12 protein-coding genes are annotated in these 14319 nt (G+C 74.8%); 5 read left to right on the top strand and 7 right to left on the bottom strand.

All coding sequences use genetic code 11. From position 1 onward, the window contains the following. Positions 1–6 precede the first annotated feature (6 nt). The 5 genes from ABGB16_RS05890 (at position 7) to wecB (ending at position 6157) form a co-directional block, all read left to right on the top strand. Entirely contained in the window at positions 7–1470 is a 1464-nt protein-coding gene (locus tag ABGB16_RS05890) for a lipopolysaccharide biosynthesis protein (protein WP_347666925.1), read from the top strand. A 44-nt stretch (positions 1471–1514) separates the two neighbouring features. Then, the gene (locus ABGB16_RS05885; protein ID WP_347666924.1) at positions 1515–2747 is read left to right on the top strand and encodes a glycosyltransferase; all 1233 of its coding nucleotides are present in this window, start codon (positions 1515–1517) and stop codon (positions 2745–2747) included. Between the two features lie 72 nt (positions 2748–2819). After that, complete coding sequence (locus ABGB16_RS05880; protein ID WP_347666923.1) at positions 2820–3860, top strand: SDR family NAD(P)-dependent oxidoreductase; 1041 nt, start codon at positions 2820–2822, stop codon at positions 3858–3860. Then, on the top strand, positions 3857–4972 hold the full coding sequence (locus ABGB16_RS05875) for an NAD-dependent epimerase/dehydratase family protein (RefSeq protein ID WP_347666922.1): 1116 nt from the start codon (positions 3857–3859) through the stop codon (positions 4970–4972). Before ABGB16_RS05880 ends, ABGB16_RS05875 begins: the two co-directional genes overlap by 4 nt. A 48-nt stretch (positions 4973–5020) precedes the next feature. Beyond that, positions 5021–6157 (top strand): UDP-N-acetylglucosamine 2-epimerase (non-hydrolyzing), encoded by a 1137-nt coding sequence (gene wecB / locus ABGB16_RS05870; RefSeq protein WP_347666921.1) that lies wholly within the window; start codon positions 5021–5023, stop codon positions 6155–6157. A 65-nt stretch (positions 6158–6222) separates the two neighbouring features. On the opposite strand, the gene ABGB16_RS05865 is transcribed toward wecB, so the two are convergent. From ABGB16_RS05865 to ABGB16_RS05835, 7 genes are read right to left on the bottom strand one after another with little or no spacing between them, the layout of a single operon-like run. Beyond that, positions 6223–7788 (bottom strand): hypothetical protein, encoded by a 1566-nt coding sequence (locus ABGB16_RS05865; protein ID WP_347666920.1) that lies wholly within the window; start codon positions 7786–7788, stop codon positions 6223–6225. Then, complete coding sequence (locus tag ABGB16_RS05860; protein ID WP_347666919.1) at positions 7785–9029, bottom strand: glycosyltransferase; 1245 nt, start codon at positions 9027–9029, stop codon at positions 7785–7787. Before ABGB16_RS05860 ends, ABGB16_RS05865 begins: the two co-directional genes overlap by 4 nt. Positions 9030–9077: 48 nt before the next feature. Continuing rightward, positions 9078–10280, bottom strand: a complete 1203-nt coding sequence (locus ABGB16_RS05855; protein ID WP_347666918.1) for a glycosyltransferase — start codon at positions 10278–10280, stop codon at positions 9078–9080. Beyond that, a complete protein-coding gene (locus ABGB16_RS05850) occupies positions 10277–11557 on the bottom strand; it encodes a glycosyltransferase family 4 protein (protein ID WP_347666917.1) in 1281 nt (426 codons plus the stop codon). The genes ABGB16_RS05855 and ABGB16_RS05850 overlap by 4 nt, the downstream gene beginning before the upstream one ends. Continuing rightward, on the bottom strand, positions 11554–12201 hold the full coding sequence (locus ABGB16_RS05845; RefSeq protein ID WP_347666916.1) for an acetyltransferase: 648 nt from the start codon (positions 12199–12201) through the stop codon (positions 11554–11556). The genes ABGB16_RS05850 and ABGB16_RS05845 overlap by 4 nt, the downstream gene beginning before the upstream one ends. Continuing rightward, positions 12198–12860, bottom strand: a complete 663-nt coding sequence (locus ABGB16_RS05840; protein ID WP_347666915.1) for a sugar transferase — start codon at positions 12858–12860, stop codon at positions 12198–12200. Before ABGB16_RS05840 ends, ABGB16_RS05845 begins: the two co-directional genes overlap by 4 nt. Next, on the bottom strand, positions 12857–13990 hold the full coding sequence (locus ABGB16_RS05835; RefSeq protein WP_347666914.1) for an aminotransferase class I/II-fold pyridoxal phosphate-dependent enzyme: 1134 nt from the start codon (positions 13988–13990) through the stop codon (positions 12857–12859). The genes ABGB16_RS05840 and ABGB16_RS05835 overlap by 4 nt, the downstream gene beginning before the upstream one ends. Between the last annotated feature and the right edge of the window lie 329 nt (positions 13991–14319).

The raw sequence follows: 14319 nt of genomic DNA, 5'->3' as shown, positions 1-14319 counted from the left end.
GGCGCGATGTCCCGCGCGGAGCCGGGTCTCGCCGGGGCCGTCCGCGCCCCGGCGGCGCCGCCCACCCCGGACCGGCCGGCGGGACCGCCCGGCGACCCGGGTGCCTCCCGCAGCCGGCGGCTCGCGACCGGGATCCTCACCGCCGTCCTGAGCCGGGGCGTGGGTCAGCTCGTCCCGCTCGTCCTCATCCCGGTCACCCTGTCGTATCTGGGGCCGCAACGGTACGGCCTCTGGATGTCGGTGGTCGCGCTGACGGCCATGGCCGCGTTCGCCGACCTGGGACTCGGCACCGGGCTGATGACGAAGCTGGCGGGCTGCTACGCCACCGGCGACACCGCTCGCGCCCGCAGCTACGTCTCGACCGCCTACTGCCTGCTGGGCACGCTCGCCGCGGTGGCCTGTGCCCTGCTCTGGTCGGTGTCGCCGGTGGTGCCCTGGTCGGCGGTCTTCAACGTGACGGACGAGCTGACGCCGGCCGAGACCAGGGCGATGGTGCTGGTCTGGCTGACCGCCTTCGTGGTGAACATCCCGTTGTCCCTGGTCAACCGGGTGCAGTACGCGTACCAGCAGGTGGGGCAGAGCAACGTCTGGCTGGCGGTGGGCTCGCTGGTCACCCTGCCCCTGGTCCTGCTCGTCGTCGGGGCCGGGCTGCCGCCCGTCGTGGTCGTCGCCGTCATGGCGGCGGCGCCGCTGCTGGTGACCGTCGTCAACACGGTGTGGGTCTACTGGTGGCGGATGCCGCAGCTGCGGCCGCGACCGTCCGCCGTCGACCGCCGGCTCGCCGGCGGGCTGCTGCGGATCAGCGGGCTCTTCTTCGCGGTGACCATCGTGATGGCGGTGGCCAACAACGTGGACAACCTGATCATCGCGCACACCCTCGGGTTGGCGAGCACCACCGCCTTCGCGATCCCGGCCAAGCTCATGATGCAGCTCGGCGGGCTCATGGTGATGGTGAACATGCCGCTCTGGGCGGCCAACGGCGAGGCGTTGGCCCGCGGGGACGTGGCCTGGGTCCGCCGGACGGCGCGCCGGATGACGCTCCTGTCGATCGTCAGCATCCTGCTTCCGTCCACCGCCCTCGTGGCCTTCGGCGACCGCCTCTTCGCGGCCTGGCTGCCGTACCCGCTGGGCGGGGACCGGTGGCTGCTGGTCGGCCTCGCGCTGTGGTGGCTGCTGCTGAGCGGGTTCTCCCCGCTGATGATGGTGCAGAACGCCGCCGGCGTGGTCCGTCCCCAACTGGTCGGGCTGGTGGTCTACCTCGGGCTCTCGGTGCCCGGCAAGTGGTACGGCGCGACCGCGTACGGGCTCACGGCCATCCCGTTCGTGGGGGTCGCCTGCTACGCGTTCACGGTCCTGCCGGCCGGGCTGCTCGGCTACCGCCGGGCCCTGGCGCGGTACGCCTCGGGGGGCGTACCGGGGCGGGACGGCGGCGAGCCGGTGGGCGTGTCCGGCCACCCGGGCGTTCGTTGAGTCCGGTGCCGGGGCCGTTTCGCGCAGGCGACAGGGGGAGTCGGGTGGAGAAGTCCGTACGGAACGACTGGGTGGCCTACGTCGGCCCGTTCCTCTTCCCGTGGGGTCAGGCCAGCTCCCGGCGGGTGTACGGGCAGGCCGGCGGCCTCGCGGCGGCCGGGCGCCACGTCGTCGTGGTCAGCGGCGAGCACGGCCGGGAGCTCACCGGGCTGCCCGAGCTCGACGGGCCGGGTTCGGTGCGCTACGTCGGCGCCGGTGAGATACCGCCGGACGGGGCGGGGAGGCTGGCCAAGTCCGTCCACTGGCTGCTGCGCTGGGGCGCGCGTACGGTGCGCTGGCTCGACGCCCAGCCGACCAGGCCGTCCCACGTGGTGCTGTACGGCGGCGACGCCCCGTACGCCGCGCACCTGGGTCGCTGGTGTCGCCGGCACCGGATCCCACTGGTCGCCGACGTCGTCGACTGGTACGGCCCGCGGCAGGTGCCGGGGGGCGCCCTCGGCCCCCTCTACCTCAGCAGCCAGCTCGCCCGGCGCTACCACTACCCGCGGTGCGACGGCGTCATCGCGATCAGCTCCTTCCTGGCCGACTACTACCGGCGGCGGGGGCTGCCCGTGCTCCAGGTCCCGCCGACGCTCGACGTGCGTGGGCTGGCGGTGTCCGCCGGCCCGGACGACGACGGTGGGAGCCGGCTCCGGGTGGTCTACGCGGGTTCCCCGGGCCGCAAGGACCTGGTCGACACGCTCGTGCGGGCGGTGGACCGGGTCAACGCCGGCGCCGGCCGGGTGGAGCTGCGGATCGTCGGGCCGGCCCCCGAGGACGTGCGCCGGATGCTCGGCGGCGGCCCGATCCCGCAGGGGGTGCGGGTGCTGGGCCGGCTGGCGCAGCAGCAGGTCTCGTCCGTCCTCCAGGCCGCCGACTTCAGCGTGCTGGTCCGGGCGGAGGAGCGGTTCACCCGCGCGGGCTTCCCCACGAAGTTCTGCGAGAGCGTGGCGAACGGCACCCCGGTCATCGCCAACCTCACCAGCGACCTGGGCAGCTACCTGCGCGACGGCGTCGAGGGGCTGGTCTGTCGGGACCACTCGGTCGACGCCCTCGCCGAGACCCTGTGGCGCGCGCTCCTGCTGACGCCCACCGACCGGCGTCGGATGCGGGCCGCCGCCCGGGCCCGCGCGCTGGAGTCGTTCGACTTCCGGGCGTACGCCGGTCCGCTGGGCGAGTTCTTCGAGACGCTACGCCCCGGCAACCGGGCGGAGAACATCCCCGTATCGGTAGGTTAGTCCGTTTTGCGTGCCCCTTCTGCGTGGTCCGTCGTTGATCCGGGTGCCACGAACGACGAACGGGGGCTGCTGATGACATCTTCGACCGAGGGGCGACGGGTTCTGATAACGGGGGGAACGGGCTCCTTCGGCCAGACGATGACCCGGCGGCTGCTCGACCGGGGCGTGGCGGAGGTGCGGGTGCTCAGCCGGGACGAGGCCAAGCAGGACGCCATGCGCCGGGCGCTCGGCGACGACCGGGTCCGCTACCACGTCGGCGACGTGCGGGACTTCGACACCGTGGCCCGCGCGACGCGGGAGGTGGACTTCATCTTCCACGCCGCGGCCCTCAAGCAGGTGCCCTCCTGCGAGTTCTTTCCCCTGGAGGCGGTCCGCACCAACGTGCTGGGCAGCGCGAACGTCGTCGAGGCCGCCCAGCGCAACGGCGTCGGCTCGGTCGTCGTGCTCAGCACCGACAAGGCCGTCTACCCGATCAACGCCATGGGCATGAGCAAGGCCATGATGGAGAAGGTGGCCCAGGCGCACGCGCGGAACAACCCGCGCAGCGGCACCGTCGTCTCCTGCGTCCGGTACGGCAACGTCATGTACTCCCGGGGCTCGGTCATCCCGCTGTTCGTCGAGCAGCTCAAGGCCGGCGCCGTGCCGACCGTGACCGACCCCGGCATGACCCGGTTCCTGATGTCCCTGGCGGACTCGGTCGAACTGGTCGAGCACGCGTTCGCCAACGCCCGGGCCGGCGACATCTTCATCCGCAAGGCCGCCGCCTGCACGATCGGGGACCTCGTCACCGCGCTGTGCCAGCTGTTCGACGTCCCCGCCAAGTACCAGGTGATCGGCGTGCGGCACGGCGAGAAGCGGGACGAGACGCTGGCCAGCCGCGAGGAACTGGCCCAGGCCGACGACTTCGGCGACTTCTACCGGGTGCCCGTCGACGCCCGCGACCTCAACTACGCGCTCTACGTGACCGAGGGCGAGTTGGGCGGCCCCGCCCGGGAGGACTTCACCTCCGCCAACGCCCGCCGGCTCGACGTACCGGAGATCATGGAGCTGCTGCGGACGCTGCCGGAAATCCGCGCGGAGCTGGCCGCACGCGACCCGGCGCTGGTTCCGTGAGGGTCGCGCTCACCGGCGCCGGCGGCTTCCTCGGCTGGCACGTGCGGGTCCTCGTCCGCGCGCTCGGCTGGCCCGAGCCGGCGGTCGTCGACCGCGCCGACCTGGCCGACCCGGCGGCGGTCGCCGCCCGGCTGCGCGGCGTGGACCGGGTCCTGCACCTGGCCGGCGTCAACCGCGGCGACCCGGCCGACGTGGCCGCCGGCAACGTCGCGCTGGCCGAGGCGCTCGCCCGGGGCCTGCGGCGCTGCCCCGAGCCGCCGAAGACCGTCGTCTTCGCCAACTCGACGCAGGCCGGCAACGGCACGCCCTACGGCGACTCGAAGGCGACCGCCGCCGCGATCCTGGCCGACGCCGCCGCCGGCAGCCAGGTCGTCGACGTGCGCCTGCCCCACCTGTACGGGGAGCACGGCCGCCCCTTCTACAACTCGGTCACCGCCACGTTCTGCCGGGTCCTCGCCGACGGTGGGGAGCCCGAGGTACGCGAGGACCGCGAGCTGCACCTGGTACACGTCACGGACGCGGCGGCCCGGCTGCTCGACGCGCCCCCGGCCGGCGTCTGGGACGCCGGGATGCCGGCGCTGCGGACCGGCGTGCGCGCGCTCGCCGAGCGGCTGACCGGGTACGCGGCCACCTACCGCCGGGCGGAGCTCCCGCCGCTGCTCGACCGGCACGACGTCCGCCTGTTCAACACCTACCGGTCGCACCTGTTCCCGGCGCGCTACCCGATGCCGCTGCCGCGCCGGGCCGACCAGCGCGGCGTGCTGGTCGAGACCGTCAAGGCGCACGGCGGCGCCGGCCAGACGTTCTGCTCCACCACCCGCCCCGGCGTCACCCGCGGCGAGCACTTCCACCTGGCGAAGGTGGAGCGGTTCGTCGTCCTGCGCGGCACGGCCGAGATCGCTCTGCGCCGGATCGGGCACGACGAGGTGGTCCGCTTCCCGGTCGACGGGGCCGACCCGGTGGTGGTGGACATGCCCACCATGTGGGCGCACGACATCACCAACACCGGCGGCGACGAGCTGCTGACGCTGTTCTGGACGGACGGGATCTTCGACCCGGACCGGCCGGACACCTACCGGGAGGCGGTCGGCTCCCCGGCCGCCGGTGGGTGAGACGACATCGCGAAGGGCCGCCCCGCGGCAGGATCGGGAGGTGACCGGGTGACCCGGGTCATGACTGTGGTGGGCACCCGGCCGGAGATCATCCGGCTGTCCCGCGTGCTCGACCGGTTGGACCGGACGGTGGACCACGTGCTGGTCCACACCGGACAGAACTGGGACCCCGCCCTGTCGGACGTGTTCTTCACCGACCTGCGGCTGCGCCCGCCCGACCGGTTCCTGCGCGTGGACACCACGTCGTTGGGCCGGGTGCTCGGCGGGGTGCTGGTCGGGGTGGAGGCGGCCATCGCCGAGCTGCGACCGGACGCGCTGCTGGTGCTGGGGGACACGAACAGCTGCATCGCCGCGCTGATGGCCCGCCGGATGCGGGTGCCCGTCTACCACATGGAGGCCGGCAACCGCTGCTTCGACCTCAACGTGCCCGAGGAGACGAACCGGCGGCTGGTCGACCACGTCGCCGACTTCAACCTCGTCTACACCGAGCACGCCCGGCGCAACCTGCTGGCCGAGGGGCTGCACCCGCGGCGCGTCCTGCACACCGGCTCGCCGATGCGCGAGGTGCTGGAGCACCACCGCGCGGACGTCGCCCGCTCGACCGTGCTGGACCGGCTCGAACTCGCCCCGGGCGGCTACTTCGTGGTCAGCGCGCACCGGGAGGAGAACGTCGACCACCCGGCCCGGCTGCGCCGCCTGCTGGACTGCCTCCGCGCGGTGCGGGACACCTGGGGCCTGCCGGTGCTCGTCTCCACGCATCCCCGCACCCGCAAGCGCCTGGAGGCGCTCACCGGGCACGACGCCGCCCTGGACGGGATCGCGTTCCACGAGCCGTTCGGCTTCTTCGACTACGTACGCCTGCAGAGCGAGGCGCGGTGCACGCTGTCGGACAGCGGCACGATCAGCGAGGAGGCCGCGATCCTCGCCTTTCCCGCCGTGACGCTGCGGGAGTCGATCGAACGTCCCGAGGCCCTGGACGCGGGCGGCATCGTCATGACCGGCCTGGACCCGGCGGGCGTGGTGGAGGCGGTACGGGTCACCGTCGACCAGGTCGCCGCCGACGGCGTGCCCTGCCCGGCGGACTACCAGGTGCCGGACACCTCCCGCCGCGTCGTCGACTTCATCCTCTCCACCGTCCGCCGCCACCACGACTGGGCGGGCATCCGGCACCACGCCCAGCGGTAGGGCATCTGCCGAGGAAAAGACGGCGCCGCCGCCGGCCACGGCCGGCGGCGGCGCCGTCGGTCCGCCTACCGCCCGGCGGGAATCCGGTGCGCGCCCGCGCGGCGGTGCGGCGACCCGGGCCGCACCTGCGGTACGGCCGGCCGCGACCCCCGGTCCAGCCGGCGGGACAGCAGCACCACCACCACCAGCGGCAGCGCGTACTTCAGCTGGAAGAACACGACGTTGTCCAGGTCGGCGCTGACGATGCCGACGAGCGTCCAGGCCATCGGGGCGAGCAGCTTCGGCGCCAGGTCCGGCCGGTGCACCGCGTTCAGGTAGTACCGCCGGACGGCCCGGACGACCAGGCCGAGGACCGCGAAGGAGAGCAGCCCGCCGACCGGCCCGAAGTTGATGATCGCCTCGCCGGCGAGCCCGTAGACCTTGCTCGACCGGTGCTCGCTCTCCAGGATCGTGGGCCCGTACAGCAGGACCGAGCCCACCTCGACCTTGCTCATCGGGTGGTACGGCAGCAGCGCGTCGGGCAGCAGCAGGGTCACGGCGTTCAGGTAGGTGGACCCGAGCACGGGCTCGGCCTCGCCGTGCAGGTGCCGGTCGAGCACCACGGCCTGGACGTCGGCCCGGCCGAAGTCGCCGGTCAGCAGCGTGGGCAGGTCGCGTCCGGTGGCGGAGGACACCTGCTCCACGCTGCGGGTGCCGTTGGCCACCGCGAGGACGTCGGGCCCGGCGGACTTGTACAGGCCGTAGCCGTACATGTAGACCAGCAGCACGGCGACGACGGCGAGCAGCGCCCGGCGCGGGATCCGCCGCACCAGCAGGTGGATGATGATCAGGCAGAGCAGCACCGGCCACATGGTGCTGCTCCGGCTGCCCTTCAGGCCGCTGACGAAGAACTGCGTCACGGCCAGGCCGGTCATCAGCAGGATCAGCAGCCCCGGCCGCCGGGCCAGGGCGGAGCGCCAGCGCACCAGCACCATCGCCACCATCAGCGCCGGGAACGCCTCCGTGATCAGGAGGAACCAGCCGAGGCCCGCCAGCTCCGGCCGCTCGTAGGACCCGGTCATGACCTCGACGAACCCGGACAGCCCGCCGAACATGGCGACCTCGACGCCGAACGCGGCGAAGCTGACCGCGACGGCGAGCAGCCCGAACCACCAGAACGCCCGGACGTCCAGTTGCCTCGCCGGCCGGTGCCGCCGGCGCCCGCGGCGGGCCGGAAGGGCCACCACGACCCGGTAGAGGGCGAGGCCGAGCGTGTTCAGCACGGCCATGGCGCCGATCGCGTTCGGCCAGTCGGGAGGGTCGTAGATGCGCGGCGACCAGTGGTCCAGGCTGACCTGCAGGATCGGGGCCACGTAGAAGAAGTGGAATCCCGTCAGGCCCAGGTAGGCCCGGGGGTCGAACACGTCGGTCCGCCGGTGGAACCACGCGACGGTGTCCACCCCGATGAGGATCCCGCTGAGCGTCACGGGCACCATCAGCCAGTGGCGCAGGCTCGGCACGAACACCACCAGGGCGAGGCTGAGCGACAGCACCAGCGCGGTCGTGAGCCTCCCGTCAGGGGGCGACCGCCGCTCCTCGGCCGACACCCGCACCACGGGTGCCGGCAGCAGCTCGTCCGTCCGCGGGCTCACCGGGCGACGCCCCACAGGGCCCGCCACTGCCCGGCCACGGCGGCGAGGGTGAACGGCGACGCGCGCAGGGACGAGGCGATCTCCCGGCGCCGGTCCGCGCCGGTCGCGGCCTGGTCGAGCGCCACCTGCGCCCAGCGGTCCGCCCCCGCGCTCAGGGGCACCGGGGTGAGCCCGGTGACCAGCGCCGCGAGCTCCCGGAGACAGGCCAGGTCGGACGAGACGACCGGCACGCCGACGGCCAGGGCCTCGAGGACCACACCCGGCAGCCCCTCCCGCAGGGAGGGCAGCAGCAGGACGTCGGCGGCGGCCAGCACGGCACCGATGTCGTCCACCTCCCCGGCGAGGACCACCTGCCCGTCGGCCCCGATCCCCGGGCAGGCGGTGGTGAGGTCGTCGGTGCCCGCCGGTCCGGCGACGAGCAGCCGGGTGCCGGGCCGCAGCGCGCGGGCGGCCCGGTGCACGTCGACGAGGAACGGGCGGTTCTTCTCGGGGGCGGCCCGGCCGAGATAGCCGAGCACGGGAACGTCGGCCGGCAGGCCCCACCGCTCGCGGGCCGCCCGTCGGGTCCATCCGTCGACCCGGTCGAGGGCGACGCCGTTGTAGAGCACCCGGTAGCGCGGGTCGTCGCCGGGCGGGCGGGTGAAGTCCAGCGCCGCGGCCGTCACCCCCAGCACGTCGGTCGCGGCGTGGCGCAGCAGCCGGCGCAGGACCGTGCGCTGGAGGCGTCGCCGCCCGGTCTCGACCCGGCCGTCGCCCTCGCTCCACAGGCGCGCCACCCGTACCGGGACACCGCAGAACCGCGCCATCAGCAGGACCAGCGCGCTGGTCAGGCTGATGTGCGACACCACGACGTCGGGCCGTAGCGCCCGCAGGCAACGCCACATCCGCAGCGCGAACGTGGCCCTCGGCCGTACCGGCAGCTGCCGGACCGCCGCGCCCGCGGCGCGGAAGTCACCGGCCAGCGTGCCCTCCCAGCCGGCGACGGTGACGAACGTCTGGTGCGCCTGCGTGGGCGGAATCGACCGGCACACGTCCAGCGCGGCCGTCTCGATCCCGCCCCGGTCCAGGCAGCCGACCACGTGCACCACCCGGCGTGGCGCGCCGGGCCCGGCCGGCGGCCCGCCGGCGGTCGCGGCGCCGGACTCCCGGACACCGGCCGGGCCTGGGACGGGGCCGGCCGAGCCGGCGTCGGGCTGGCGGGCGTGCGGGGCGCGCGGCTGCACCGGTCTGCCGGTGGACATACGACATCTCTCCTCGGGACGGTCGGGCCGTCGGGGCCCGAACGGGGGTCAGCGGGAGCGGATCAGGCTCTTGCGCGCGGTCGCGTCCCGCACGCTGCGGTAGAACGCCTCGCGGCGCGGCTGCAGGACGTCCCGTGAGTACGCCCGCGCCCGCGCCAGGTTCCGGGCCGAGGCGGCGGCCATCCGCTCCGGGTCGCCGAGCATGGCGGCCACCGCGTCGGCCAGCGCCCCCGGGTCGCCCGGCGGGACGAGATCCTGGGCCGAGAGCAGCTCCGGTATGCCGCCGACGCGGGTGCCCAGTGCCGGCAGCGCGCGGGCCATCGCCTCGATCAGCGCCCGGGGCAGGCCCTCGGTGCGCGACGGCATGACGAACAGGTCGGCCGCGTCGAGCCGCCGGTGCAGCGGCTCGCCGGGCGGGCACCAGCCGAGGAACGTCACCCGGTCGGCGACGCCGGCCCGCCGGGCCAGGTCCGCCAGGCGGGGCTGGTAGCGGCCGGTCCCCACGTGGGCGAGCCGCACCGGCCGGCCGGCGGCCGTCAGCCGGGCCACCGCCTCGATCAGCACGTCCACGCCCTTGTACAACTGGTCCATCGTGCCGACGGTGACCAGCGTCGGCTCGGCCCCCACCGGCACCGCGCCGCGGCGCGGCTGCGGGACGAAGGCGGTGGGCGGCAGGTCGATGCTGGACGCGGCCGTCGTCGGGACGCCGGGCCGGGCCGGGTAGCGGGACTGCAGGTGCGCGCGGGTCACGTAGGACACCGCGACGGCGGCGGCGCACTCGTCCCGCAGCCGGGCGGCGAAACGCCGCCGCAGCAGGGGCCGCAGCGGGTGGCCGACGGCCCCGGGCGCGAACACGTCGTACGGGTCGGCGACCACCTCCAGCCCGTACGGCAGGCGCCGGCGGTCGCGCCCGGCGGCCAGCAGCGTCCCGATCGCCGACGGGACGCGCAGGATCACCGCGTCCCGGGCGTCCGCGGCCTCGCCGACGGCCGCGGCGACCGCCCGCCGCGCCGCCAGGTACTGCCGCGGCCCCACGTAGTACGGCAGCGGCCACACCCCGACCCGGTCCCCGTCGACCCGTCGCGCGGTCTCGCCGGCGCGGTCGGTGTCCTGCACCCGGGCCACCACCCGCACCTCGTCGAACACGCTGAGGTAGCGGGTCCAGAACCCGTGGTCGGGTCCGTCGGGCGTCCACACCGCCCCGTCCGGCGTACGGCACAAGCGCGCCTCGGAGGTGACGACGACCCTCATCCGCGCCACCCGCCGGCCGCGACGTCCTCGACGACGTCCGCCACCCGGACAGCCGAGTCGCGGTTGTCGAACCGCTCCACCATCAGCCGGCGGGCCGCCCGCCCCCGCTCCGGCAGCCGGCCGGCCACGAACTCCTGGTACGCGGCCGACAGCGCCCCGGTCAGCGCCGCCACGTCGTCCATCGGGACGACCCAGCCGCAGCTCTCGTCGACGGTCTCGGGCAGGCCGCCGGCCTCGCTGACGATGCTCGGCACCGCCATCGCGCCCGCCTCGACGGCCGCCCCGTGGCTCTCGCCCAGCGACGGGCTCACGCTCACGTCCGCCGCGGCGTACCACGGTCGGACGTCCTCGACCGTCTCCAGCCAGGTGATGCCGGGGTCGCCGGCCACGCCGAAGCGCTCGATCAGCTCGCGGCGGTGCGCCGCGCCCGCCTCGCCCCAGCCCCCGCCGACCACCAGCAGATGCGCCTTCGGGTGGCGCTCCCGGAACCGGCGCCACGCCGGGAACAGCACGTCGTGGCCCTTGATCCCGCGGCCCCGGTTGATCAACCGGATCGGCGGGTAGACGTAGGCGACCATCACCGCCAGGAACGTGTCGTCGCCGATGCCCAGCTCGGCCCGGGCCTTCGCCCGCGCCTCCGCGTGCGCCCGCCGGTCGAAGTCCACGCCGTCGCCGGGCTCCGCCGGGACCGTCCAGTCGGGCCGGTGCCGGTCGGTGTTCACCCCGTACGTGGCCACCGGGCGCCGCCGGGGCGGGCAGCCCAGCTCCCCGTACCGGTCCGACGCGTGCCGGCAGCCGCAGATCACCACGTCGTCGAGGCGCCACAGCAGGCGCTCGACGGGGCGGATGACCGGGGACTCGAGGTACAGCGGGCCGGCCACCATGTGCACCCGGCGCAGCGACATGCCGAGGGTGGCGAACCGGCCGGCGAACGCGGAGGCGAGCAGGTGGTAGTGCAGCACGTCCGGGGCCAGCCGGCGCAGCAGCCGGCGCAGGCCCAGCAGGCCGCGTACGCTGCCCGGGCCGACCCGGAAGTCGAACGGCGACTCCTCGACCCGTACGCCCCGGCGCCGCAGCTCGGCCGTGAGCCGGCCCGCACCGGGCGGCAGGACGACGACCACCTCGTGGCCGCGTGCGCGCAGTTCCTCGACCTGCGGCAGGATCCACATCCCGCCGCTGTTCGTCTTGAGCAGCACGGCGACCCGCAGCCGCCGCGCGGCGGCGGGCCCGCCCACGGCGGCCGGCGTACGCCCCGGCCCCTCGGCGTCGGCGATCATCGAGCAGGTACCCCCTTGACGACGGTGTGCGGTGGGACGTCCCGGACGACGCAGGCGGCGGCACCGACCGTGGCGTGGGCGCCGACCCGGCGGCCCTCCAGCACCACGGCCCCGGCGCCGACCAGCGCGCCGCTGTCGAGCCGGCAGTTGCCCGACACGGCGGCGAGGGGGTTGACCGAGACGAGGTCGCCGAGCACGCAGTCGTGCCCGACGGTGACGTTCTGGTTGAGGTGCACGTGCCGGCCCATGGTCACGTTCGTGGTGACCCGCGCCCCGGGGAAGACCAGCAGGCCCTCGCCGTGCCGGGCGTCGGGCCCGACCGTGGCGTCCGGGTGCACCAGGTCCGCCGCCGGCAGGCCGTACCCGTCGATCCGCTCGACCACCGCGCGCCGGGCCGCCGGCACCCCGATGCCCACCGCGACGTGGGTACGCGGCGGCAGCGTCGCGAGCACCGTCGTGGGGCCGAGGTACGCGTGCCCGAGCCGGGCGACCCGCTTGCGGTTGGCCTCGCTGGGAGCGTCGTCGACGAAGCCCAGCACCCGCCAGGGCGGTCCGGCGGCGGACGCCCGGTTGACCGCGTCGATGATGCCGAGCACCTCCCGGCCGTGGCCGCCGCAGCCGACCACGACGACGTCGGCGCTCACGCCGTCACCTCGCTGCGCTCGGCGCCGATCCCGGCCCCGACCGGCACCCGGCTGCCGTGGAACTCGTGTGCCGTCACGCTGCCCGGCGCCGTGATGCCCTCCCGGCGCAGCACCACCACCACGGTCCGGGCGAGGATGCGCAGGTCCAGCAGGAAGCCGCGGTTGTCGACGTACCAGACGTCGTAGGCGAAGCGCCGCTCCCAGGTCAGCGCGTTGCGCCCGTTCACCTGCTGCAGGCCGGTAACGCCGGGGCGCACCTCGTGCCGACGGAACTGCTCCGGCGTGTAGCGGTCGAGATAGGACGGCAGCAGCGGGCGCGGCCCGACCAGGCTCATGTCGCCGCGCAGCACGTTCCACAGGCCCGGCAGCTCGTCGAGGCTCGTCGCCCGCAGCCAGGCGCCGAGCGGGGTGAGCCGGGCGGCGTCGGTGGCCGGCCCGTCGGCGGACCCCGGCACGGTCATCGACCGGAACTTGACCAGGTCGAACAGCCTCGCGTGGCGGCCCGGTCGCGGCTGCCGGAACAGCACGGGCCGGCCCATCGTCACCAGGATCGCGACGGCGATGGCGAGCATGACGGGCGTGGCCAGCACGAGGCACACCGCGGCGACGACGACGTCGAAAAGGCGCTTGGCGCACTCGTACGCGCGGGGAGCCGTCATCGGCGGCCCTCCAGGAACTCCTCGACGGCGGCGAACAGTCGGTCGGCGTCGGCGTTGGTCAGCCCGGAGCCGCTGGGCAGCGAGACGCTCGTGGCGAAGAGCCGGTCGGCCGCTCCGGTCAGCGCGGCCGGGCGGCCCGCGTACACGGGTTGCCGGTGCATCGGCTTCCACATCGGGCGGGTCTCGATGTCCCGGGCGGCGAGGTGCCGGCCGAGCTCCGCGGCGTCCCACCCGGCGGCGTCCGGGTCCACCACGAGGGAGGTGAGCCAGCAGTTGGAGTCGCTGTCGCCGTCGCCGAGGATCCGGGTGCCGGGTACGGCGGCGAACAGCTTCGCGTACCGCTCCCGGATCGCGCGCCGTCGCTCGATCATCTGGTCCAGCCGGCGTAGCTGCGCCCGTCCCAGCGCCGCCAGGACGTTGCTCAGCCGGTAGTTGTGGCCGACGTCGCGGTGCTCGTAGTGGGGGACGGGCTCGCGGGCCTGCGTGGACAGGTGCCGGCACCGGGCGACCAGGCCGGCGTCGTCCGAGACCACCATGCCGCCGCAGGACGTGGTCATGATCTTGTTGTGGCTGAACGAGAAGACGCCGACCCGGCCGAACGACCCCGCCGCGCGCCCGCGCCGCGTCGCGCCGAGCGCCTGGGCGGAGTCCTCCACCACCGGTACGCCGGCGGCGGCGCAGACCGGCAGCAGCCGCTCGTAGTCGGCGCACGATCCGTTGATGTCCACCGTCATGACGGCGGCGACGCGTTCACCCTCGGCGCGCAGCCGGTCGAGCAGCGCCGGCAGCAGGTCGACGTCGACGTTGCCGGAGGCCGGCTCGCAGTCGACGAAGACCGGCTGGGCCCCCGTGTACACCACGGCGTTGGCCGTGGCCGCGAACGTGAGGGTGGGCACCACCACGACGGTGCCCGGCCCCGCGCCCACCGCGAGCAGGGCGAGGTGCAGGGCGGCCGTTCCCGAGCTGACCCCGAGCGCGTGGGCCGTGCCGACCCGCCGGGCCACCTCCTGTTCGAAGTGCCGGATCTCCGGCCCGTCCGGGTCGAACCGTCCGGAGCGGACGGCGCGCAGGACGTACGCCTCCTCCAGGGGGCTCAGGTCGGGCGGGGACAGAAAGATCGTTCCGCTCATGTGGGGGACACCCTCCGGTCGGCGGGCCGTCGGTCGGCGGGCACGGGACGGCAGGACAGCGCACCCTCCTGGCCATCCCGACTGATCGCGCGATAAGTCGACAAATGGGTTCTATCAGAGGTTGAACGACCAGATGACTGTTTTGGACACCGGTGTCCGGCGTGGGGCCGATGTGCCCCGTGGTGGCGCGGGTGTCGCACGGTGCGGGGGAGCACCACCGGGGACCGTGGGCGTCGCCTCCGGGCGTTACAGTGCTGCCGGTCGGGCGAGCTCGGGGGCACCGTTCGCCCGTGTCGATCCGTCGGTCGCCCACACCGACGACGCGCGAG

The organism is Micromonospora sp. B11E3 (assembly GCF_039871625.1).
Taxonomy (GTDB): domain Bacteria; phylum Actinomycetota; class Actinomycetes; order Mycobacteriales; family Micromonosporaceae; genus Micromonospora.
Note: the sequence above shows the minus strand (reverse complement) of the source record. Positions and strands in the feature narration are given on the sequence as shown.